We start from the raw sequence: 17,555 nt of genomic DNA, 5'->3' as shown, positions 1-17,555 counted from the left end.
ATCGGCTACCTTGATCGGCTCTGCACACTCGTGTGCATACATACGGGCACACTGATGCACGAGAGCCGACGAGTCAGTCTACGTCAGCGGACTCCAAAAGACGAATCCGTCAAGTTTGCCCACCGCGGGAGATCCTTAGACCTCCTGGTCACCGCCAATCACCCCGGCGGGGGCGCTGCGGATCATTCAGCCCAACGGGTGCGGTTCATTCAGCCCAGCGGGTCCGGCGCCGCCTCCACGCCGTACTGCGCCAGCTTCTCGCGGCCGCAGTCCGGTGCGGTGAGCACCAGGGGGCCCTCCTCCGTGAGGGCGATGGAGTGCTCCCAGTGGGAGGACCAGCTGCCGTCGGTCGTGAGGACGGTCCACTCGTCGGCCAGCACCTCGGTGCGTGCGGTGCCGAGGGAGACCATCGGCTCGATGGCCAGGCAGACGCCGGGCACCAGCTTGATGCCCTTGCCGCGCTTGCGGGCGACGTAGTTCAGCACGTGCGGGTCCATGTGCATCTCGGTGCCGATGCCGTGGCCGCCGTAGTCCTCGACGATCCCGTACTTGCCGGTCGACGGACGGGGCTGGCGGCGGATGTAGGACTCGATCGCCTTCGAGATGTCGACCAGGCGGTTGTTCACCTTCATCGCTGCGATGCCGGCCCACATCGACTCCTCGGTCACCCGGGACAGCTCGACGAGCTCCGGAGCGTGACCGGTGCCGACGAAGGCCGTGTACGCGGCGTCGCCGTGCCAGCCGTCGATGATCGCGCCGGCGTCGATGGAGATGATGTCGCCGTCCTTGAGGACGGTCTTGTCGTCCGGGATGCCGTGGACGACGACCTCGTTGACCGAGGTGCAGATCGTCGCGGGGAATCCGCCGTAACCGAGGAAGTTCGACTTCGCACCGTGGTCGGCGATCACCTTGCGGGCGACCTGGTCCAGGTCCAGCGTGGTGGCGCCGGGCACCGCGGCCTCTCGGGTGGCCGCGTGAATGGCAGCGACCACCAGCCCCGCCTCACGCATCTTCGCGATCTGCTCGGGGGTCTTGATCTGCACCATTGCGCGGCGCCTTTCTGGAGGGACGGTGACGGGTCCGGCGTACTCCACGATACGGCCGCAAACAGTCGGCCGCGGCGCCCATGGACGCCGCGGCCGACTGTGCAGTTTCACGTACTGCGGGGTTCGCTCTCAGGCCTCGTCGGGCTTCTTGAGCGCCTCCATGGCCCGCTCGGTCACATCGGTGACCTTGCCGAGCGCGGAGATGGTGACCACCAGGTTCTGTGCCCTGTAGTAGTCGATGATCGGCTCGGTCTGAGTGTGATAGACCTCGAGCCGGGTGCGGACCGTCTCTTCGCTGTCGTCGTCGCGCTGGTACAGCTCGCCACCGCAGGTGTCGCAGACACCCTCGGTCTTCGGCGGGTTGTACGTCACGTGGAACACGTGCGCGCTCTGGTTGCGGCAGACGCGGCGGCCCGCGATCCGCTTCACGACCTCGTCCTCCGGGACTTCGAGGTCGAGAACCGCGTCCAGCTTTACGCCCTCGTCCTTCAGGATCACATCGAGGGCCTCGGCCTGACCCACGTTGCGCGGGAAGCCGTCGAGCAGGAAGCCGTTGACCGCGTCCGACTGGGACATGCGGTCCTTGGCCATCCCGATCGTGACCTCGTCCGGCACCAGCTGCCCCGCGTCCATGAAGGCGCGGGCCTGCTTGCCAAGGTCAGTGCCCTGGCTGATGTTGGCGCGGAAGAGGTCGCCCGTGGAGATGTGCGGAATCGACAGGTTCTTGGCAAGGTACGCAGCCTGCGTTCCCTTGCCGGCACCCGGCGGGCCGACGAGGACGATTCGCATCAGCGGAGGAACCCTTCGTAATTACGCTGCTGGAGCTGACTCTCAATCTGCTTCACGGTTTCCAGACCCACACCCACGATGATCAGGATGCTCGTCCCGCCGAACGGGAAGTTCTGGTTGGCGCCACCGAAGCCTGCCAACGCCATCGTTGGCACAAGAGCGATCAGACCCAGGTACAGCGAGCCTGGCCAAGTGATCCTGTTGAGCACGTAGCTCAGGTACTCGGCAGTAGGTCGACCAGCCCGGATACCCGGAATGAAGCCACCATACTTCTTCATGTTATCGGCGACTTCCTCGGGGTTGAACGAAATCGCCACATAGAAGAAGGCGAAGAACACGATCAACAGGAAGTACGCGGTGATGTAGTACGGGTGGTCGCCCTTGACGAAGTGGTCCTTGATCCAGGTCGCCCAGGCTGCCTGGGAGTTGGAGAACTGGACGATCAGGGCCGGGATGTAGAGCAGCGAAGAAGCGAAGATGACGGGAATCACACCCGCCTGGTTGACCTTCAGCGGGATGTAGGTGGACGTACCACCGTAGGACCTGCGGCCGATCATGCGCTTCGCGTACTGCACCGGGATACGGCGCTGGGCCTGCTCGACGAAGACCACGAGGGCCACCATCACGAAGCCGATCAGGATGACGGTGCCGAACTCGATCCAGCCGTCCGCGAGCTTGCCGCTCGTCTTGATGGCCCACAGGGCGCCGGGGAAGCTGGCGGCGATCGAGATGAACATCAGGATCGACATGCCGTTGCCGATGCCGCGGTCGGTGATGAGCTCACCGAGCCACATGACGGCGGCGGTGCCGGCGGTCATCGTGGTGACCATGACGATGGTCGTGAAGATCGAGTGGTTCGGGACGATCTGATCGGCGACTGGGCAGCCGCTGAACAGTGCGCCACTGGTGGCCGTGGCCACCAGGCCGGTGCCCTGGAGGATGGCGAGCGCGACCGTCAGATAACGCGTGTACTGCGTGATCTTTGCCTGGCCGGACTGCCCCTCCTTCTTGAGCGCCTCTAGTCGGGGAATCACCACGGTCAGCAGCTGAAGAATGATGCTGGCCGTGATGTACGGCATGATGCCGAGCGCGAAGATCGTGATCTGCAGCAGTGCACCACCGCTGAACATGTTCACCAGGCCGAAGAGGCTGTTGTTGCCCTTGCTTGCCTGATCAACACAGGTCTGGACGTTCTCGTAACTCACCCCCGGGACCGGGATGTGCGCCCCGAGCCGGTAGAGCACGATGATGCCGAGCGTGAAGAACAGCTTCTTGCGCAGGTCGGGCGTCTTGAACGCCCGGGCGAACGCGGTGAGCACGGTGCCTCCTGCGACCCCCGCGCAATGCGTAGAGGTGACGGTCTTGAGGATTGACGAATACGTAACAGTCAAAGGTCCCCGGGCGACTTGCGTCCAGGGCTTACCACAGCAACGGACGCCACCTTACCGGCGTACATGCCCCCCTAGGAACGACCAACCGGGGATGCCCCATATGAGAGGCATCCCCGGTCGGATGTTCAGGCCACCTATGTGTCCGAGTTGTCTCAGACCAGCTCGGTGACGGTGCCGCCGGCAGCGGCAATCTTCTCCTTGGCGGAGCCGGAGACGGCGTCAACCGAAACCTGCAGCGCCACGGAGATCTCGCCCTGTCCGAGGACCTTGACGAGGTGGTTGTTGCGCACCGCACCCTTGGCGACCAGATCGGCCACCGTGACCTCTCCACCCTCGGGGTAGAGCGTCGCGAGCTTGTCCAGGTTCACGACCTGGTACTCGGTGCGGAACGGGTTCTTGAAGCCCTTGAGCTTCGGGAGACGCATGTGGAGGGGCATCTGCCCGCCCTCGAAGCGCTCCGGAACCTGGTAGCGGGCCTTGGTGCCCTTGGTGCCACGTCCGGCGGTCTTACCCTTGGACGCCTCGCCTCGACCCACACGGGTCTTGGCGGTCTTGGCGCCCGGGGCAGGCCGGAGGTCGTGGGCCTTCAGCGGCTGGTTCTCCGCCATGTCAGTCGACCTCCTCAACCGTCACGAGGTGGCGGACGGTGTTAGCCATTCCGCGGAACTCGGGGCGGTCCTCCTTGACAACCACGTCGTGCAGGCGCTTGAGCCCGAGCGAACGCAGGGTGTCGCGGTGGTTCTGCTTGCTGCCGATGTACGACTTGGTCTGTGTGATCTTCAGGCGAGCCATCACATACCTGCCGCTCGGGCACGGAGCAGAGCAGCGGGGGCCACGTCCTCGAGGGGCAGACCACGGCGAGCCGCGATCTCCTCGGGACGCTGGAGACCCTGAAGGGCCGCCACCGTCGCGTGCACAATGTTGATCGGGTTCGAAGAACCGAGCGACTTCGACAGGATGTCGTGAACGCCGGCGCACTCCAGAACGGCGCGCACCGGGCCACCCGCGATCACACCGGTACCGGGGGAAGCAGGCTTGAGCAGGACAACGCCCGCAGCCTTCTCGCCCTGGATCGGGTGAGGGATGGTGCCCTGGATACGCGGAACCTTGAAGAAGCTCTTCTTGGCCTCTTCAACGCCCTTGGCGATGGCCGCGGGAACTTCCTTGGCCTTGCCGTATCCGACACCGACGCTGCCGTCACCATCGCCCACCACGACCAGCGCGGTGAAGCTGAAGCGACGACCACCCTTCACGACCTTGGCGACGCGGTTGATCGCGACGACACGCTCGACGTACGCGGTCTTCTCGGCGGCGCTGGCGCCACCGTCACGGCCCTTCCGGTCCCGCCGCTCGCCGCCACCGGCACCGCTTCCGCGGCGCTGGGGTCCAGCCATTGGAATTACCTCTCTCTGTTACGTCCGCTGTGCGTAGGAACCGGGGCTTAGAACTTCAGCCCGGCTTCACGGGCGGCGTCAGCCAGAGCGGCAATCCGCCCGGCGTACTGGTTGCCACCGCGGTCAAACACGACGGCCTCGACGCCTGCGGCCTTGGCGCGCTCGGCGACCAGGGCCCCGACCTGCTTGGCGAGGGCACTCTTGTCACCCTCGACGCCGCGGATGGAGGCGTCAAGCGTCGATGCCGACGCGAGCGTGTGGCCCGCGACGTCGTCGATGACCTGAGCGACCATGTGGCGGTTCGAACGCGTCACAACCAAGCGCGGACGCTCGGGCGAACCGGAGATGTGCTTCCGGACGCGGATGTGGCGGCGCTTGAGGGCGGCACGCTTGTAGGCGTCGCCCTTGGCGATCTTTACACCGTATGCCATGGCTTACTTACCCGCCTTTCCGACCTTGCGGCGGATAACCTCGCCGGCGTACTTGACGCCCTTGGCCTTGTACGGGTCAGGCTTCCGCAGCTTGCGGATCTTCGCCGAAACCTCGCCGACCTTCTGCTTGTCGATGCCCTCGACACTGAACTTCGTGGGCGACTCGACCTTGAAGGTGATGCCTTCGGGGGCCTCGATGAGGATCGGGTGGCTGTAGCCCAGGGCGAACTCCAGGTTGGAGCCCTTCGCCTGGACGCGGTAACCGACACCGCTGATCTCGAGCGCCTTGATGTATCCCTGGGTCACACCGGTGATCATGTTCGCCACCAGCGTGCGGGACAGGCCGTGAAGGGCCTTGTTCTGACGCTCGTCGTTCGGGCGGACGACGTTCAGAACGCCGTCCTCACCCTTGGTGACCTCGATCGGCGCGGCGACGGTGTGCGAGAGGGTGCCCTTGGGCCCCTTCACCGCGACCGTGCGGCCATCGATGGTGACGTCCACACCGGCGGGAACCTGGATGGGGAGCTTGCCGATTCGCGACATGAGCTTTTCCTCCGTTCCCGACTACCAGACGTAGGCGAGGACTTCCCCACCTACGCCCTTCTTGCTGGCCTGCTGGCCGGTCAGGAGACCGTGGGACGTGGAGATGATCGCCACGCCCAGGCCGCCGAGAACCTTCGGCAGATTGGTGGACTTTGCGTATACACGCAGACCCGGCTTCGAGATGCGCTTGATGCCGGCGATCGAACGCTCGCGGTTCGGACCGAACTTCAGGTCGAGAACGAGGCTCTTGCCGACCTCGGCGTCCTCGACCTTCCAGCCGGTGATGAAGCCCTCCTGCTGGAGGATCTCCGCGATGTGCGACTTGATCTTGCTGTGCGGCATCTTGACGTCGTCGTGATACGCCGAGTTCGCGTTACGCAGACGCGTGAGCATGTCTGCGATGGGATCAGTCATGGTCATGAGTTGGCCTTCGGCCTCTCTCGCCGGGGTTTCCTGTATGCGCCATCCCTCTCCCCACTCAGTGGCGGGACGGGTGCGGTGCGGGGACCTACGGCGTAGTAAGTCGGTCTAGGGCGGCAGGCGCCCAACCACACAAGCCTACGGCATGTGAGGGCGGGTTCCTGCCGACCAGATACTTACCGAGAGCTTCCGGATAATCCCAACGCCCAAAGGGCGAAGGAGGATTACCAGGAGCTCTTGGTCACGCCCGGCAGCTCGCCACGGTGAGCCATCTCACGAAGGCACACGCGGCACAGGCCGAACTTGCGGTAGACGGAGTGGGGCCGGCCGCAGCGCTGGCAGCGGGTGTACCCGCGAACGCCGAACTTCGGCTTGCGGGCGGCCTTAGCGATCAGGGACTTCTTCGCCACGGTCAGTTCTCCTTGAACGGGAAGCCGAGGTGACGAAGGAGGGCACGACCCTCGTCGTCATTGGTCGCCGTGGTGACCACGGTGATGTCCATGCCCCGGACCCGGTCGATCTTGTCCTGGTCGATCTCGTGGAACATGACCTGCTCCGTGAGACCGAAGGTGTAGTTGCCACGGCCGTCGAACTGCTTCGGCGACAGGCCACGGAAGTCACGGATACGCGGAAGCGCGAGCGACAGCGTACGGTCCAGGAACTCCCACATGCGGTCACCACGGAGGGTGACGTGGCAGCCGATCGGCTGCCCCTCGCGCAGCTTGAACTGCGCGATCGACTTGCGGGCCTTGGTGACGGCCGGCTTCTGACCGGTGATCGTGGTGAGGTCGCGCACGGCGCCATCGATCAGCTTGGAGTCGCGGGCGGCGTCGCCCACACCCATGTTGACCACGATCTTGACCAGACCGGGGATCTGCATGACGTTCTCGTAGGAGAACTCCTCACGCAGCTTGCCGGCAATTTCCTCGCGGTAGCGCGTCTTGAGACGCGGCGCTGTGGTGGTAGTCATCAGATGTCCTCACCGGTGCGCTTGGCAACGCGGATCTTGTTGCCCTCGTCGTCAAAGCGGTAGCCGACGCGAGTAACGACCTTGTTGCCGTCCTTCTCAACAACCAGCTGCACGTTGCTGACGTGGACGGGGGCCTCGGTCGTCACAATGCCACCGGTCTGCGAACCGCGAGCGGTCTGACCGGCCTTCGTGTGCTTCTTGACCCGGTTGACACCCTCGACGAGGACGCGGTCCTGAGCAGGGTAGGCAACGATGACCTTGCCCTGCTTGCCCTTGTCCTTACCGGTGATGACCTGAACCAGGTCGCCCTTCTTGATCTTCATGCTTACAGCACCTCCGGCGCGAGCGAGATGATCTTCATGAACTTCTTCTCGCGCAGCTCACGGCCCACCGGGCCGAAGATACGGGTGCCGCGGGGGTCGCCGTCGTTCTTCAGAATGACGGCGGCGTTCTCGTCGAAGCGGATGTACGAGCCATCCTGACGACGACGCTCCTTGACGGTGCGAACGATGACGGCCTTGACGACGTCACCCTTCTTCACGTTGCCACCGGGGATCGCGTCCTTGACGGTGGCGACGATGACGTCACCGATGCCCGCGTAGCGGCGACCCGAGCCACCGAGAACACGGATGGTGAGAATTTCCTTCGCACCCGTGTTGTCGGCGACGCGCAGTCGCGACTCCTGCTGGATCACGTCTATCTCCTGATCGTCTGCCGGTTCCCGGCGGGGGCCGCTCCGTTACCGGAGCGAGCCCCCACCGAGCCTGGCGGAACCTGCCTGAGGGGAATGACCCTCAGGAATTACTTGGCCTTCTCGAGGATCTCGACGATGCGCCACCGCTTCGTGGCGGACAGCGGCCGGGTCTCCATGAGGATGACACGGTCGCCGACGCCGGCGGCGTTCTGCTCGTCGTGAGCCTTGAGCTTGTTCGTACGGCGGATGACCTTGCCGTACAGCGCGTGCTTGACGCGGTCCTCGACAGCGACGACGACGGTCTTGTCCATCTTGTCGCTGACGACCAGACCCTCACGGGTCTTACGGAAACCGCGGTCAGTGTTCGTCTCAGTCACAGTCTTCTCGCTCATCAGACGCTCTCCACCGTCTCGATGCCGAGCTCGCGCTCGCGCATCAGGGTGTAGATCCGGGCGATGTCCTTACGGACGGACTTGAGCCGGCCGTGGTTCTCGAGCTGTCCGGTCGCCGCCTGGAAGCGGAGATTGAACAGCTCTTCCTTGGCCTCGCGGAGCTTGTTGAGGAGCTCCTCGTTGCCCAGCTCGCGCAGCTCGGACGTCTTGGTACCGGCCGACATCACGACTCACCTGCCTCGCGCCGAACAATCCGGCACTTCATCGGAAGCTTGTGAGCAGCGCGGGTGAGCGCCTCACGAGCAATCTTCTCGTTCGGGTAGGACAGCTCGAACATCACCCGACCGGGCTTGACGTTCGCGATCCACCACTCGGGAGAACCCTTACCGGAACCCATGCGGGTCTCGGCAGGCTTCTTCGTCAGGGGACGGTCCGGGTAGATGTTGATCCAGACCTTGCCGCCACGCTTGATGTGACGGGTCATCGCGATACGAGCGGACTCGATCTGACGGTTCGTCACGTACGCCGGGGTCAGCGCCTGGATGCCGTACTCGCCGAACGCAACCTGCGTGCCACCCTTGGACATACCGCTGCGCTTCGGGTGGTGCTGCTTGCGGTGCTTGACCCTACGGGGGATCAGCATTTCGGTCAGGCCTCCGTTCCGGTGCTCTCAGCCGCCGGAGCAGCGGCGGACGCCTCGGCCTTGGGGGCCTCGGCGGCCGGAGCCGACTGCTGCGGCTTGCGGCCGCGACCGCCACGCTCGCCACCACCGCGGCCACCGCGGCCGGCCGGACGGTCAGCGCCGCCACGGGCCGGGCGGTTGCCCGCACGGGCAGCAGCGTTCTCGGCGCGGACCTCGGCGATGTTCTTGACGTCGCCCTTGTAGATCCAGACCTTCACACCGATACGGCCGAAGGTCGTCTTGGCCTCGAAGAAGCCGTAGTCGACGTTCGCACGGAGGGTGTGCAGGGGCACGCGGCCCTCGCGGTAGAACTCCGAGCGGGACATCTCGGCGCCGCCGAGACGACCGCCGCACTGGATCTTGATGCCCTTGGCGCCGGCCTTCATCGTGCTCTGCATGCTCTTGCGCATCGCACGACGGAAGGAGACGCGGGAGGAGAGCTGCTCGGCGACGGCCTGGGCCACCAGCTGAGCGTCCACCTCGGGGTTCTTGACCTCGAGGATGTTCAGCTGGACCTGCTTGCCGGTCAGCTTCTCCAGCTCGCCGCGGATGCGATCGGCCTCGGCGCCGCGGCGACCGATGACGATGCCCGGACGGGCGGTGTGGATGTCAACACGGACTCGGTCGCGGGTGCGCTCGATCTCGACCTTCGAGATGCCGGCCCGCTCCATGCCCTTCGTCATCATGCGACGAATGGCAACGTCTTCCTTGACGTAGTCCTTGTACAGCTTGTCGGCGTACCAACGGGACTTGAAGTCCGTGGTAATGCCGAGTCGGAACCCATGAGGGTTAACCTTCTGGCCCATTACCGGGTTCCTTCCTTGCTGCTGACGACCACGGTGATGTGGCTGGTCCGCTTACGGATCCGGTAGGCACGGCCCTGAGCACGCGGACGGAACCGCTTCAGGGTCGGACCCTCGTCCACAAACGCCTCGCTGATGACCAGCGAAGAGGCGTCAGGGTGGTCGTAGTTGTGTGCAGCGTTGGCAATGGCGCTGTCGAGCACCTTGCCAACCGGCACGCTCGCGGCCTGCGGGGCGAAACGCAGGACCGCCTGAGCCTCCGTGGCATCCATGCCACGGATGAGGTCCACCACTCGGCGGGCCTTCATGGGCGTGACGCGGATGTACCGCGCCTGGGCCCTGGCTTCCATGGTTGTCCCTTCAGTGTGAGTCGTCATAGTCGTTTCCACCCCGCGCTAGCGGCGCTTCGACTTCCGGTCGTCCTTGACGTGGCCGCGGAAGGTGCGAGTCGGCGAGAACTCGCCGAGCTTGTGGCCGACCATCGACTCGGTGACGAACACCGGGACGTGGATCTTGCCGTTGTGCACCGCGATGGTGTGACCCAGCATGGCCGGGATGATCATCGAGCGACGGGACCAGGTCTTGATGACGTTCTTGGTGCCGGCTTCGTTCTGTACGTCCACCTTCTTGACGAGGTGGCCGTCGACGAAGGGCCCCTTCTTGAGACTGCGCGGCATCTAAACCCGCTCCTAGCGCTTCTTGTTCGTCTTGCGGCGGCGGACGATGTACTTGCTCGATGCCTTCTTCGGCGAGCGAGTACGACCCTCCTTCTGACCCCACGGCGAGACCGGGTGACGTCCACCGGAGGTCTTGCCTTCACCACCACCGTGCGGGTGGTCGACCGGGTTCATCGCAACACCGCGGACGGACGGGCGAACGCCCTTCCAGCGCATGCGACCGGCCTTGCCCCAGTTGATGTTCGACTGCTCGGCGTTGCCGACCTCACCGATCGTGGCGCGGCAGCGGGCGTCGACCAGGCGGATCTCACCCGACGGCATACGAAGGTGGGCCATGGTGCCCTCCTTCGCCAGCAGCTGCACGGAGGCACCCGCGGAACGGGCGAACTTCGCGCCGCCGCCGGGCCGCAGCTCGATGGCGTGGATGGTCGTACCGACCGGGATGTTGCGCAGCGCCAGGTTGTTACCGGGCTTGATGTCGGCGGCCGGACCGTTCTCGACACGGTCGCCCTGCGTCAGGCCGCGCGGCGCGATGATGTAGCGCTTCTCGCCGTCGGCGTAGTGCAGGAGCGCGATGCGCGCGGTGCGGTTCGGGTCGTACTCGATGTGCGCGACCTTGGCCGGCACGCCGTCCTTGTCGTGACGACGGAAGTCGATCACACGGTAGGCGCGCTTGTGGCCACCACCCTGGTGGCGAACGGTCACACGACCGGTGTTGTTACGGCCGCCCTTGCTGTGCAGGGGGCGGACCAGCGACTTCTCCGGCGTGGACCGCGTGATCTCGACAAAGTCGGCGACGCTGGAGCCACGACGGCCCGGGGTCGTCGGCTTGTACTTGCGGATACCCATTTCTCAGTCCTCGTCCGATTCCGGACGACTCGACCTCCGTTAGGAGGTCGGGCCGCCGAAGATGTCGATTCGGTCGCCCTCAGCGAGGGTCACGATGGCGCGCTTGGTGTCAGCGCGCTTGCCGAAACCGGTCTTGGTGCGCTTGCGCTTACCCTGCCGGTTGATCGTGTTGACCCCGGTGACCTTGACCGAGAAGACCGCTTCCACGGCCTGCTTGATCTGGGTCTTGTTGGAGCCGGGCGCGACGATGAACGTGTACTTGTTCTCGTCGAGCAGCGCGTAGCTCTTCTCCGAGACAACCGGCTTGACGAGAACGTCACGCGGGTCGTCGTAGGTCTTGCTGGTAACGGTCGCCTCGCTCATCAGGCGTCGCTCCCTTCGGTCTCAGCGGTCTGGGGGCCAGACACGAAGGACTCGAAAGCGGCCTGGGTGAAGACCACGTCGTCAGAGACGATCACGTCGTACGTGTTCAGCTGGCCCGGGTCCAGGATGTGCACCTGGGGCAGGTTGCGTGCGGAGAGCCACGCGGCCTCGTCGCTGCGGTCGACGACCAGGAGCACGTTCTTGCGCTCCGAGATCTTGCCGAACAGCGTCTTCGCGGCCTTCGTGGAGACTCCACCCTCGACCACGCCGGTGACGACGTGGATGCGGGAGTGGCGCGCCCGGTCGGAGAGGGCACCACGCAGGGCGGCGGCCTTCATCTTCTTCGGGGTGCGCTGCGAGTAGTCGCGCGGCTTGGGGCCGTGCACGACGCCACCGCCGACGAACTGCGGCGCGCGGGTCGAACCCTGGCGGGCGCGGCCGGTGCCCTTCTGGCGGTAAGGCTTGCGCCCACCACCACGGACTTCGCCGCGACGCTTGGTCGAGTGGGTGCCCTGACGGGCAGCTGCCAGCTGTGCGACAACGACCTGGTGGATCAGCGGAACGCTGGTCTTCGCGTCGAAGATCTCCGCGGGGAGCTCGACGGTACCGGCCTTGTCGCCTGCCGGCGAAAGGATGTCAATGGTGCTCATTACCTCAAGCCCCCTTGGCCGCGGTACGGACCAGGACGAGGCCGCCGTTCGGACCGGGGACTGCGCCCTTGATGAGCAGCAGACCCTTCTCCGCGTCAACCGCGTGGATGGTCAGGTTCTGGGTGGTGACGCGCTCGTTACCCATCCGGCCGGCCATGCGCATGCCCTTGAAGACACGCCCAGGGGTGGCGCAGCCACCGATCGAACCGGGGGAACGGTGCTTGCGCTGGACGCCGTGGCCGGCGCCGAGGCCCTTGAAGTTGTGACGCTTCATGACACCGGCGAAGCCCTTGCCCTTGCTCTTGCCCGTGACGTCAACCTTGACGCCGGACTCGAACACCTCGGCAGTGACCTCCTGGCCCAGCGTGTACTCGCTGGCGTCAGGGGTGCGGAGCTCCACCAGGTGGCGGCGCGGGGTCACGTCGGCCTTGGCGAAGTGACCCTTGAGGGGCTTGTTCACCTTGCGCGGGTCGATCTCGCCGAAGGCGATCTGGACCGACTCGTAGCCGTCGCTGTCGTTGGTGCGGACCTGGGTCACGACGCACGGCCCGGCCTTGACGACGGTCACCGGGACAACCCGGTTGTTCTCGTCCCAGACCTGGGTCATGCCGAGCTTCTCGCCCAGGACGCCCTTAATGTTCTTAGCCATCTCGCGCGTCACCTCAGAGCTTGATCTCGATGTCGACGCCCGCCGGCAGGTCGAGACGCATGAGCGAGTCGACCGTCTTCGGCGTGGGGTCGAGAATGTCGATGAGGCGCTTGTGCGTGCGCATCTCGAAGTGCTCGCGAGAGTCCTTGTACTTGTGCGGCGACTTGATGACGCAGTACACGTTCTTCTCAGTGGGCAGCGGCACCGGGCCTGCGACCGACGCACCAGTGCGGGTCACCGTCTCGACGATCTTCTTCGCCGAGGAGTCGATGACCTCGTGGTCGTAGGCCTTGAGCCGGATGCGGATCTTCTGTCCCGCCATGGCTACTAGTAGTCCTGTCTCTCGTAACGCTCTGGAACCCGGGGTTCTGAATACTCCGCCTCCGACCCACGCGGTCGGGCGTGTCGCATCCCCTCTACGAAAATCTCCCGAAGAAGATCCCAACCAAGGGGGTGCGGGCCTGAGACCGCGCTGCCGGGGGAGGAACCCCACCGGGCGCCTGGCCGGTGCCACACATGCGCTTCCCGAAAGATTCCCGTACGTCCGGCCCACATGGGGCCGACGAGTACTGTGGGACTCGCTTCCGGTCCTCCCGGCGGGAGGCGCGCAGCATTGACACTCAACCGAGCAACCTGGTCAGTGTGCCATACGGGGTGTGAGCCTGGCCAATCGGGCGTGGGATCTTACCCCCCGGGGTCCGATGGTCAAACGCGGGCACGCCTCGGCGACCCCCGTTCGCCTCCCCCGGACGGCTAATTCGGTCGAGTACCGCAGCTCATCGCCCCTACAGTGACCGGCCGGGCCAGGCACGTCACCGGGGGCGGGAATCATGCGTACGCACTATCCGCGGACACCGCACCTGCCCTGGTCACCGGGGGCCGCCTCGGACGACGTGCGCCTCGCGGACCTCGCCGGACTCACCGGTACGGAGGTCGTGGTCACCGAGAAGCTGGACGGCGAGAACACCCCGCTGTACGCGCCGCGAGGTGCGGCACCGGACCCCGCGAGCCCAGCGTGATCCAAACGAGAGGCCCTAGCCGGACTGGCCCCCTCACTGCACCGCCCGTACCCGGACGAGGAGCGGCGCGGCGGACTGGCGCGGATGTCGCTCGCCGCCGGGCTGCCGGTGCTGCACGCGGTGGCCGGCGGGCTGGCCGGCACCCCGGAGGCCCGCGAACAGGTGGAGTGGTCGCAGCTGCACGCCGACGAGGTGCGCGAGTCTGACGGGCTCCGGGAGGCGCTCGCCGGTCTGGAGCGCGATGCGGCCGACCGCTGCCTGGCGCAGGCCCGGGAGGCGTACGCGCTGGGCTGGATCAGTACCGCGCAGGAGGCGGTCGCCGCGACCTGGCGGTGGCGGGACGGGGACTTCCCGCGCCTGGTCCACCTCGTCGGCCCCTCGGGCAGCGGCAAGAGCACCTTCGGCCGCGCACTGCCCGGCACCGACACCTATGTCTCCCTCGGCGACCTGCGCGTCGCCCGCGGCTCGCGCGCCGACCAGAGCGCCAACGCGGACGTCCTGCGCGAGGGGCTGCGCCGCCTGGAGGCGGGCGAGCTGCCGCAGCTCGCGCTGCTCCGGCACTTCTTCGCGACCTGGGCGGCGTGGGACTGGGGCGAGGCGGTGAACCTCGTACCGACGACTGCAACCGCCTCCGGCGCCGCCCTCACCGTGCTGACGCCGAGCGCCCCCGTACGTTCCTGCACCACACAGGTCTCCCCGGCGGGCCGCGATCTCCTCACCGCCGAGCTCTTCCGCGCGTGGGAGCTCCTGGACTCGGCGCCGGACGGCACCGACCCGCGCACCCGCCTCTGCGCCCCGCCCGTACTCCTCCGTCTGCAACAGGCCGTGGAGGTTGTGGCTCCCGTGCGCCGAGAGTTCGACCGCCTGCGCCTCCATCTTCGCCAGCTCCCGGATCTTCTTCGGGTACCGGACCTCCGCCACGTCCCGCTTCATCGCGGCGATCCTCCCGCCCGCGCCCAGCACGTCGTCCGCCCGGTCCAGGAACTCCGGCCGGGGGATGCGCCGCCCGCCCTCCACCTTGTAGACCAGGTCCTCCCCGTAACCGATCGCCGCCCCGAACGCGCCGGCCCGCATCCCGGCCGCCTCCCGCCAGGCCTTGATCTGGCGACCCACGGCGGCGACCACCGCAACGCCCGGCTCGTCATCGGGATCGACGTCCCAACCGGGCTCGTCCGCCCCGCCGCCCTGCTCCGTACCGATCCCGTCCACACTCATCCGTGCCCCACTTCCGACGTGCGTGCCGTTCTTCCTCAACCGCCTCTGTTCCCCGCACGTCACTCCGGACAGCCGGGACAGCACTGGACAAGCCCGGGACAGTCACCGTACGCAAGAGCTTTGTCACTGGGCACGGTACGCAGAACCGGCCACGCTGAGTGACGTGAACCAACAAACCGCCACCCCCCAACACCCCACCGCCGAACGCACGTTCACCGTGCTGCTCTCCTCCACCCGCCGAGGCGCCCGGCTCGCCCGGCTCCTGGCCGTGGCCCATCTCGACCTCTGGGGGCTGCCGTCCGAGTCGGCGGCACACATCGTCGGGGAGCTCGCCGCCAACGCCACGGTCCACGGCCGCGTGCCGGGCCGGGACTTCCAACTGCGCCTCACCGTCCACGCGGACGCACGGCTGCGGATCGAGGTCACGGACACCCGAGGTGACCGCGTGCCCGTCGCGGCGATCCCCGACCGGCACGCGGAGAGCGGGCGCGGCCTGCTCATCGTCGAGGCCCTCGCCGACCACTGGGGCGTCACTCCGGGCCCGGTCCCGCGCAAAACGGTCTGGGCGGAACTCGACCTCGCACCGTGACCGAAGCCACCGGGTCGCGGCCGCCCACGACCCCCTCGGCCACGACCCGGTGAGCCGCGACGCGGCCGCCCACGACGTCTAAAGGCTTTTAAAGAACTCGGGGAAATAACCCGACCCAACCCCACCCGACCCCGTCCTGACCTGCGTCACTCACACGGGTGACATATGGCAACTGGGCTGGATTTGGGCCGGGTTGGCTGGCATATGCTCGCCGCGACAACCACAGAACGAGACGGCCCCCGGCGAGACGCGAATCTCAACCAGGGGCCTGACCACGAGGAAGAAGAGCTTCCCGATGGGTACCCAGCAGGTTATCGCGCCTCCGTGCGCCCAGCCCAGCTCCCCCGGCTCCCCCAGCACCCGGCACGACGTCACGCCGACATCCGGCGTCATCCACGTCAACACCCGCCACGCCTCCGGCTTCACGGTGATCGGCAACCACCTCGCCCAGAACCGCGAACTCTCCCTCATCGCGATCGGGCTCGCCGTCCATATCCAGTCACTGCCCGCCGGGGCGAAGGTCGGCATCAAGGTGCTCACCGACCGCTTCCCGGAGAGCGAAGCCCGCATCACAGCCGCCCTGCACGAACTGGAAGACGAGGGCTACCTCCACCGCAGCCGCGTACGACTCCCCAGCGGCCGCGTCGTCACGCGCACGGTCTCGTACAACCAGCCCCGCACCAACGCCTCCACGACCAGCGCTCCAAAGCCCCGGCCCCAGCCCCAGCCCCAGCCCCGCCGCAGCAAACCGCCGACCAAACCCCCCGCACCTCCGCAGCCCGCACCGGCACCCACGCCCGCGCCCGTCCACGTACCGCCGCCCACCGCCCCCAGGACACCACCCCAGCCGCTCCCCCAGCCGCACGCACCCACCGGGGAGCTGCACCGGGCCGCCTCCGTGCTCCTGGCCGACCTACGCCGCCACGCACCCCAACTCACCCTCACCCAGGCCGACATCACCACCCTCACCCCCGGCATCGCCACCTGGCTCGAACGCGACACCCACCCCGACACCATCCGCCACACCCTCACCAACGACCTCCCCACCCCCGTCAAACACCCGGCCAAGCTCCTCCGCCACCGCATCACCACACTCCTGCCACCCCCACTCCCCGGCACCACAACCCTCACCCCACCCCACCGCAAAACCACCGCCATCCCACTCCAGAACTGCGACACCTGCGAACGCGCCTTCCGCTCCACCACCCCCGGCCACTGCCGCGACTGCCGAACCGACACACACCAAGACCTGCACACAGCCGCCGCCTGACCGCCACCCTCACCCCGAAATCCCGAACGGACCCACATGGTCAGCTCACCGCATGAGGCGATGCACCGCATCTTCCAGGAGTACCCGGGCCTCTTCTCCCGCGTCTCCGAAGTCCTCGGCGTCGACATCCCACAGCCCACCTCGGCCACCGTCCTGCCCACCGACCTCACCGAAGCCAAACCCGTCGAACGCCGCGTCGACACCCTCCTGCGCATCGAAACAGCGGACGACGGACCCTTCCTCCTCGCCATCGAAGCCCAAGGCAAGAAAGACCCACGCAAAACAACCAGCTGGCCCTACTACGTCAGCTACCTCCACAACCGATACAACGGCCTCCCCGTCCTCCTCCTCGTCGTCTGCCAAGACCACACCACCGCCCAATGGGCCTCCCGCCCCCTCACCATCGGCCTCCCCCAATGGCCCACCCTCACCCTCAACCCCCTCGTCGCGGGCCCCCACAACATGCCCGTCATCACCGACATCGCCGAAGCCCGCAAAGACCTCGCACTCGCCACCCTCGCCGCCATCACACACGCCGACAATCCGGACGTCGATGCCATACTGAAAACACTCTCCGCCGCACTGCGCGAAGCACCCGACAACATCACAGACCCCATCGTCGAACTCACCGCACAAGGCCTGGGCAACCGCCCAGCCGCACAACAATGGAGGAACCTGGTGGCCGTGGATACCTCTTTCTACACATCCTTCATGTCAGA

At 66.5% G+C, this 17,555-nt stretch carries 28 protein-coding genes and 2 pseudogenes; 5 read left to right on the top strand and 25 right to left on the bottom strand.

All coding sequences use genetic code 11. From position 1 onward, the window contains the following. Nucleotides 1–209: 209 nt before the first annotated feature. The 24 genes from map to rpsJ form a co-directional block, all read right to left on the bottom strand. Nucleotides 210–1,046 carry a type I methionyl aminopeptidase gene (map, locus tag AB0I52_RS30660; RefSeq protein ID WP_363078111.1) on the bottom strand — a complete coding sequence of 279 codons (837 nt, stop codon included), beginning with the start codon at nucleotides 1,044–1,046 and terminating at the stop codon, nucleotides 210–212. 129 nt (nucleotides 1,047–1,175) lie between these two features. Then, the gene (locus AB0I52_RS30655) at nucleotides 1,176–1,835 is read right to left on the bottom strand and encodes an adenylate kinase (RefSeq protein WP_363078109.1); all 660 of its coding nucleotides are present in this window, start codon (nucleotides 1,833–1,835) and stop codon (nucleotides 1,176–1,178) included. After that, nucleotides 1,835–3,154: a preprotein translocase subunit SecY gene (gene secY / locus AB0I52_RS30650; protein WP_363031407.1), complete on the bottom strand. Its 1,320-nt coding sequence runs from the start codon at nucleotides 3,152–3,154 to the stop codon at nucleotides 1,835–1,837. The genes AB0I52_RS30655 and secY overlap by 1 nt, the downstream gene beginning before the upstream one ends. A gap of 224 nt (nucleotides 3,155–3,378) precedes the next feature. After that, nucleotides 3,379–3,834 carry a 50S ribosomal protein L15 gene (rplO, locus tag AB0I52_RS30645; RefSeq protein WP_123461069.1) on the bottom strand — a complete coding sequence of 152 codons (456 nt, stop codon included), beginning with the start codon at nucleotides 3,832–3,834 and terminating at the stop codon, nucleotides 3,379–3,381. 1 nt (nucleotide 3,835) lies between these two features. Continuing rightward, the gene (gene rpmD, locus AB0I52_RS30640) at nucleotides 3,836–4,018 is read right to left on the bottom strand and encodes a 50S ribosomal protein L30 (protein ID WP_024491595.1); all 183 of its coding nucleotides are present in this window, start codon (nucleotides 4,016–4,018) and stop codon (nucleotides 3,836–3,838) included. Continuing rightward, the gene (gene rpsE, locus AB0I52_RS30635) at nucleotides 4,018–4,620 is read right to left on the bottom strand and encodes a 30S ribosomal protein S5 (RefSeq protein ID WP_123461068.1); all 603 of its coding nucleotides are present in this window, start codon (nucleotides 4,618–4,620) and stop codon (nucleotides 4,018–4,020) included. The genes rpmD and rpsE overlap by 1 nt, the downstream gene beginning before the upstream one ends. Nucleotides 4,621–4,667: 47 nt before the next feature. Next, entirely contained in the window at nucleotides 4,668–5,051 is a 384-nt protein-coding gene (gene rplR / locus AB0I52_RS30630) for a 50S ribosomal protein L18 (RefSeq protein WP_362549858.1), read from the bottom strand. A 3-nt stretch (nucleotides 5,052–5,054) separates the two neighbouring features. Further along, on the bottom strand, nucleotides 5,055–5,594 hold the full coding sequence (gene rplF, locus AB0I52_RS30625; protein ID WP_207318317.1) for a 50S ribosomal protein L6: 540 nt from the start codon (nucleotides 5,592–5,594) through the stop codon (nucleotides 5,055–5,057). 21 nt (nucleotides 5,595–5,615) lie between these two features. Continuing rightward, nucleotides 5,616–6,014: a 30S ribosomal protein S8 gene (rpsH, locus tag AB0I52_RS30620; RefSeq protein WP_024491591.1), complete on the bottom strand. Its 399-nt coding sequence runs from the start codon at nucleotides 6,012–6,014 to the stop codon at nucleotides 5,616–5,618. Nucleotides 6,015–6,238: 224 nt separating this feature from the next. Further along, nucleotides 6,239–6,424 (bottom strand): type Z 30S ribosomal protein S14, encoded by a 186-nt coding sequence (locus tag AB0I52_RS30615; protein ID WP_024491590.1) that lies wholly within the window; start codon nucleotides 6,422–6,424, stop codon nucleotides 6,239–6,241. A gap of 2 nt (nucleotides 6,425–6,426) precedes the next feature. Further along, on the bottom strand, nucleotides 6,427–6,984 hold the full coding sequence (gene rplE, locus AB0I52_RS30610; protein ID WP_018550615.1) for a 50S ribosomal protein L5: 558 nt from the start codon (nucleotides 6,982–6,984) through the stop codon (nucleotides 6,427–6,429). Beyond that, on the bottom strand, nucleotides 6,984–7,307 hold the full coding sequence (gene rplX / locus AB0I52_RS30605; RefSeq protein WP_018550616.1) for a 50S ribosomal protein L24: 324 nt from the start codon (nucleotides 7,305–7,307) through the stop codon (nucleotides 6,984–6,986). Before rplX ends, rplE begins: the two co-directional genes overlap by 1 nt. Before the next feature lie 2 nt (nucleotides 7,308–7,309). Beyond that, nucleotides 7,310–7,678, bottom strand: coding sequence for a 50S ribosomal protein L14 (gene rplN / locus AB0I52_RS30600; RefSeq protein WP_003966950.1), 369 nt, complete (start codon nucleotides 7,676–7,678; stop codon nucleotides 7,310–7,312). A gap of 107 nt (nucleotides 7,679–7,785) precedes the next feature. Next, complete coding sequence (rpsQ, locus tag AB0I52_RS30595) at nucleotides 7,786–8,070, bottom strand: 30S ribosomal protein S17 (RefSeq protein WP_363078107.1); 285 nt, start codon at nucleotides 8,068–8,070, stop codon at nucleotides 7,786–7,788. After that, nucleotides 8,070–8,294, bottom strand: a complete 225-nt coding sequence (gene rpmC, locus AB0I52_RS30590) for a 50S ribosomal protein L29 (protein WP_024494976.1) — start codon at nucleotides 8,292–8,294, stop codon at nucleotides 8,070–8,072. Before rpmC ends, rpsQ begins: the two co-directional genes overlap by 1 nt. Next, nucleotides 8,294–8,713, bottom strand: coding sequence for a 50S ribosomal protein L16 (rplP, locus tag AB0I52_RS30585; RefSeq protein ID WP_003966953.1), 420 nt, complete (start codon nucleotides 8,711–8,713; stop codon nucleotides 8,294–8,296). Before rplP ends, rpmC begins: the two co-directional genes overlap by 1 nt. A gap of 5 nt (nucleotides 8,714–8,718) precedes the next feature. After that, a complete protein-coding gene (gene rpsC / locus AB0I52_RS30580; RefSeq protein WP_362966935.1) occupies nucleotides 8,719–9,558 on the bottom strand; it encodes a 30S ribosomal protein S3 in 840 nt (279 codons plus the stop codon). Continuing rightward, nucleotides 9,558–9,905, bottom strand: coding sequence for a 50S ribosomal protein L22 (rplV, locus tag AB0I52_RS30575; protein ID WP_073733141.1), 348 nt, complete (start codon nucleotides 9,903–9,905; stop codon nucleotides 9,558–9,560). The genes rpsC and rplV overlap by 1 nt, the downstream gene beginning before the upstream one ends. Before the next feature lie 45 nt (nucleotides 9,906–9,950). Further along, on the bottom strand, nucleotides 9,951–10,232 hold the full coding sequence (gene rpsS, locus AB0I52_RS30570) for a 30S ribosomal protein S19 (RefSeq protein ID WP_015610726.1): 282 nt from the start codon (nucleotides 10,230–10,232) through the stop codon (nucleotides 9,951–9,953). A gap of 12 nt (nucleotides 10,233–10,244) precedes the next feature. Next, nucleotides 10,245–11,081: a 50S ribosomal protein L2 gene (gene rplB, locus AB0I52_RS30565; protein ID WP_145765090.1), complete on the bottom strand. Its 837-nt coding sequence runs from the start codon at nucleotides 11,079–11,081 to the stop codon at nucleotides 10,245–10,247. A gap of 39 nt (nucleotides 11,082–11,120) precedes the next feature. Further along, the gene (rplW, locus tag AB0I52_RS30560; protein ID WP_356322373.1) at nucleotides 11,121–11,444 is read right to left on the bottom strand and encodes a 50S ribosomal protein L23; all 324 of its coding nucleotides are present in this window, start codon (nucleotides 11,442–11,444) and stop codon (nucleotides 11,121–11,123) included. Then, nucleotides 11,444–12,094 carry a 50S ribosomal protein L4 gene (gene rplD, locus AB0I52_RS30555; RefSeq protein WP_363031408.1) on the bottom strand — a complete coding sequence of 217 codons (651 nt, stop codon included), beginning with the start codon at nucleotides 12,092–12,094 and terminating at the stop codon, nucleotides 11,444–11,446. Before rplD ends, rplW begins: the two co-directional genes overlap by 1 nt. Nucleotides 12,095–12,098: 4 nt before the next feature. Further along, on the bottom strand, nucleotides 12,099–12,743 hold the full coding sequence (gene rplC, locus AB0I52_RS30550; protein ID WP_014047781.1) for a 50S ribosomal protein L3: 645 nt from the start codon (nucleotides 12,741–12,743) through the stop codon (nucleotides 12,099–12,101). Between the two features lie 13 nt (nucleotides 12,744–12,756). Beyond that, a complete protein-coding gene (gene rpsJ, locus AB0I52_RS30545; protein WP_003948644.1) occupies nucleotides 12,757–13,065 on the bottom strand; it encodes a 30S ribosomal protein S10 in 309 nt (102 codons plus the stop codon). A gap of 508 nt (nucleotides 13,066–13,573) precedes the next feature. Between rpsJ and AB0I52_RS30540 the strand changes: the two genes are divergently transcribed. After that, complete coding sequence (locus AB0I52_RS30540) at nucleotides 13,574–13,762, top strand: RNA ligase family protein (RefSeq protein WP_363078104.1); 189 nt, start codon at nucleotides 13,574–13,576, stop codon at nucleotides 13,760–13,762. 522 nt (nucleotides 13,763–14,284) lie between these two features. Further along, nucleotides 14,285–14,509: pseudogene (locus tag AB0I52_RS30535) on the top strand (hypothetical protein); the annotation flags it as partial. A 54-nt stretch (nucleotides 14,510–14,563) separates the two neighbouring features. Here AB0I52_RS30535 and AB0I52_RS30530 read toward each other — a convergent pair. Beyond that, nucleotides 14,564–14,977 (bottom strand): annotated as a pseudogene (locus AB0I52_RS30530) (helix-turn-helix domain-containing protein); the annotation flags it as partial. 163 nt (nucleotides 14,978–15,140) lie between these two features. Here AB0I52_RS30530 and AB0I52_RS30525 point away from each other — a divergent pair. The 3 genes from AB0I52_RS30525 to AB0I52_RS30515 all read left to right on the top strand — a co-directional run. Next, nucleotides 15,141–15,566 carry an ATP-binding protein gene (locus AB0I52_RS30525; RefSeq protein ID WP_363078102.1) on the top strand — a complete coding sequence of 142 codons (426 nt, stop codon included), beginning with the start codon at nucleotides 15,141–15,143 and terminating at the stop codon, nucleotides 15,564–15,566. A gap of 295 nt (nucleotides 15,567–15,861) precedes the next feature. After that, the gene (locus AB0I52_RS30520; RefSeq protein WP_363078100.1) at nucleotides 15,862–16,836 is read left to right on the top strand and encodes a helix-turn-helix domain-containing protein; all 975 of its coding nucleotides are present in this window, start codon (nucleotides 15,862–15,864) and stop codon (nucleotides 16,834–16,836) included. 36 nt (nucleotides 16,837–16,872) lie between these two features. After that, nucleotides 16,873–17,555, top strand: a 683-nt coding sequence (locus AB0I52_RS30515) for a hypothetical protein (protein WP_363078098.1), incomplete at its 3' end; no start/stop codon positions are given.

It is taken from the genome of Streptomyces sp. NPDC050423 (assembly GCF_040655445.1).
Taxonomy (GTDB): Bacteria; Actinomycetota; Actinomycetes; order Streptomycetales; family Streptomycetaceae; genus Streptomyces.
The sequence above is the reverse complement of the archived record's forward strand: the minus strand, read 5'-3'. Positions and strand labels throughout refer to the sequence as shown.

Coding starts and splice junctions, on each gene's coding strand:
- map (WP_363078111.1), bottom strand. CDS start 1,046: ATGGTGCAGATCAAGACCCCCGAGCAGATCGCGAAGATGCGTGAGGCG.
- AB0I52_RS30655 (WP_363078109.1), bottom strand. CDS start 1,835: ATGCGAATCGTCCTCGTCGGCCCGCCGGGTGCCGGCAAGGGAACGCAG.
- rplO (WP_123461069.1), bottom strand. CDS start 3,834: ATGGCGGAGAACCAGCCGCTGAAGGCCCACGACCTCCGGCCTGCCCCG.
- rpmD (WP_024491595.1), bottom strand. CDS start 4,018: ATGGCTCGCCTGAAGATCACACAGACCAAGTCGTACATCGGCAGCAAG.
- rpsE (WP_123461068.1), bottom strand. CDS start 4,620: ATGGCTGGACCCCAGCGCCGCGGAAGCGGTGCCGGTGGCGGCGAGCGG.
- rplR (WP_362549858.1), bottom strand. CDS start 5,051: ATGGCATACGGTGTAAAGATCGCCAAGGGCGACGCCTACAAGCGTGCC.
- rplF (WP_207318317.1), bottom strand. CDS start 5,594: ATGTCGCGAATCGGCAAGCTCCCCATCCAGGTTCCCGCCGGTGTGGAC.
- rpsH (WP_024491591.1), bottom strand. CDS start 6,014: ATGACCATGACTGATCCCATCGCAGACATGCTCACGCGTCTGCGTAAC.
- rplE (WP_018550615.1), bottom strand. CDS start 6,984: ATGACTACCACCACAGCGCCGCGTCTCAAGACGCGCTACCGCGAGGAA.
- rplX (WP_018550616.1), bottom strand. CDS start 7,307: ATGAAGATCAAGAAGGGCGACCTGGTTCAGGTCATCACCGGTAAGGAC.
- rpsQ (WP_363078107.1), bottom strand. CDS start 8,070: ATGAGCGAGAAGACTGTGACTGAGACGAACACTGACCGCGGTTTCCGT.
- rpmC (WP_024494976.1), bottom strand. CDS start 8,294: ATGTCGGCCGGTACCAAGACGTCCGAGCTGCGCGAGCTGGGCAACGAG.
- rplP (WP_003966953.1), bottom strand. CDS start 8,713: ATGCTGATCCCCCGTAGGGTCAAGCACCGCAAGCAGCACCACCCGAAG.
- rpsC (WP_362966935.1), bottom strand. CDS start 9,558: ATGGGCCAGAAGGTTAACCCTCATGGGTTCCGACTCGGCATTACCACG.
- rplV (WP_073733141.1), bottom strand. CDS start 9,905: ATGGAAGCCAGGGCCCAGGCGCGGTACATCCGCGTCACGCCCATGAAG.
- rpsS (WP_015610726.1), bottom strand. CDS start 10,232: ATGCCGCGCAGTCTCAAGAAGGGGCCCTTCGTCGACGGCCACCTCGTC.
- rplB (WP_145765090.1), bottom strand. CDS start 11,081: ATGGGTATCCGCAAGTACAAGCCGACGACCCCGGGCCGTCGTGGCTCC.
- rplW (WP_356322373.1), bottom strand. CDS start 11,444: ATGAGCGAGGCGACCGTTACCAGCAAGACCTACGACGACCCGCGTGAC.
- rplD (WP_363031408.1), bottom strand. CDS start 12,094: ATGAGCACCATTGACATCCTTTCGCCGGCAGGCGACAAGGCCGGTACC.
- rplC (WP_014047781.1), bottom strand. CDS start 12,743: ATGGCTAAGAACATTAAGGGCGTCCTGGGCGAGAAGCTCGGCATGACC.
- rpsJ (WP_003948644.1), bottom strand. CDS start 13,065: ATGGCGGGACAGAAGATCCGCATCCGGCTCAAGGCCTACGACCACGAG.
- AB0I52_RS30540 (WP_363078104.1), top strand. CDS start 13,574: ATGCGTACGCACTATCCGCGGACACCGCACCTGCCCTGGTCACCGGGG.
- AB0I52_RS30520 (WP_363078100.1), top strand. CDS start 15,862: ATGGGTACCCAGCAGGTTATCGCGCCTCCGTGCGCCCAGCCCAGCTCC.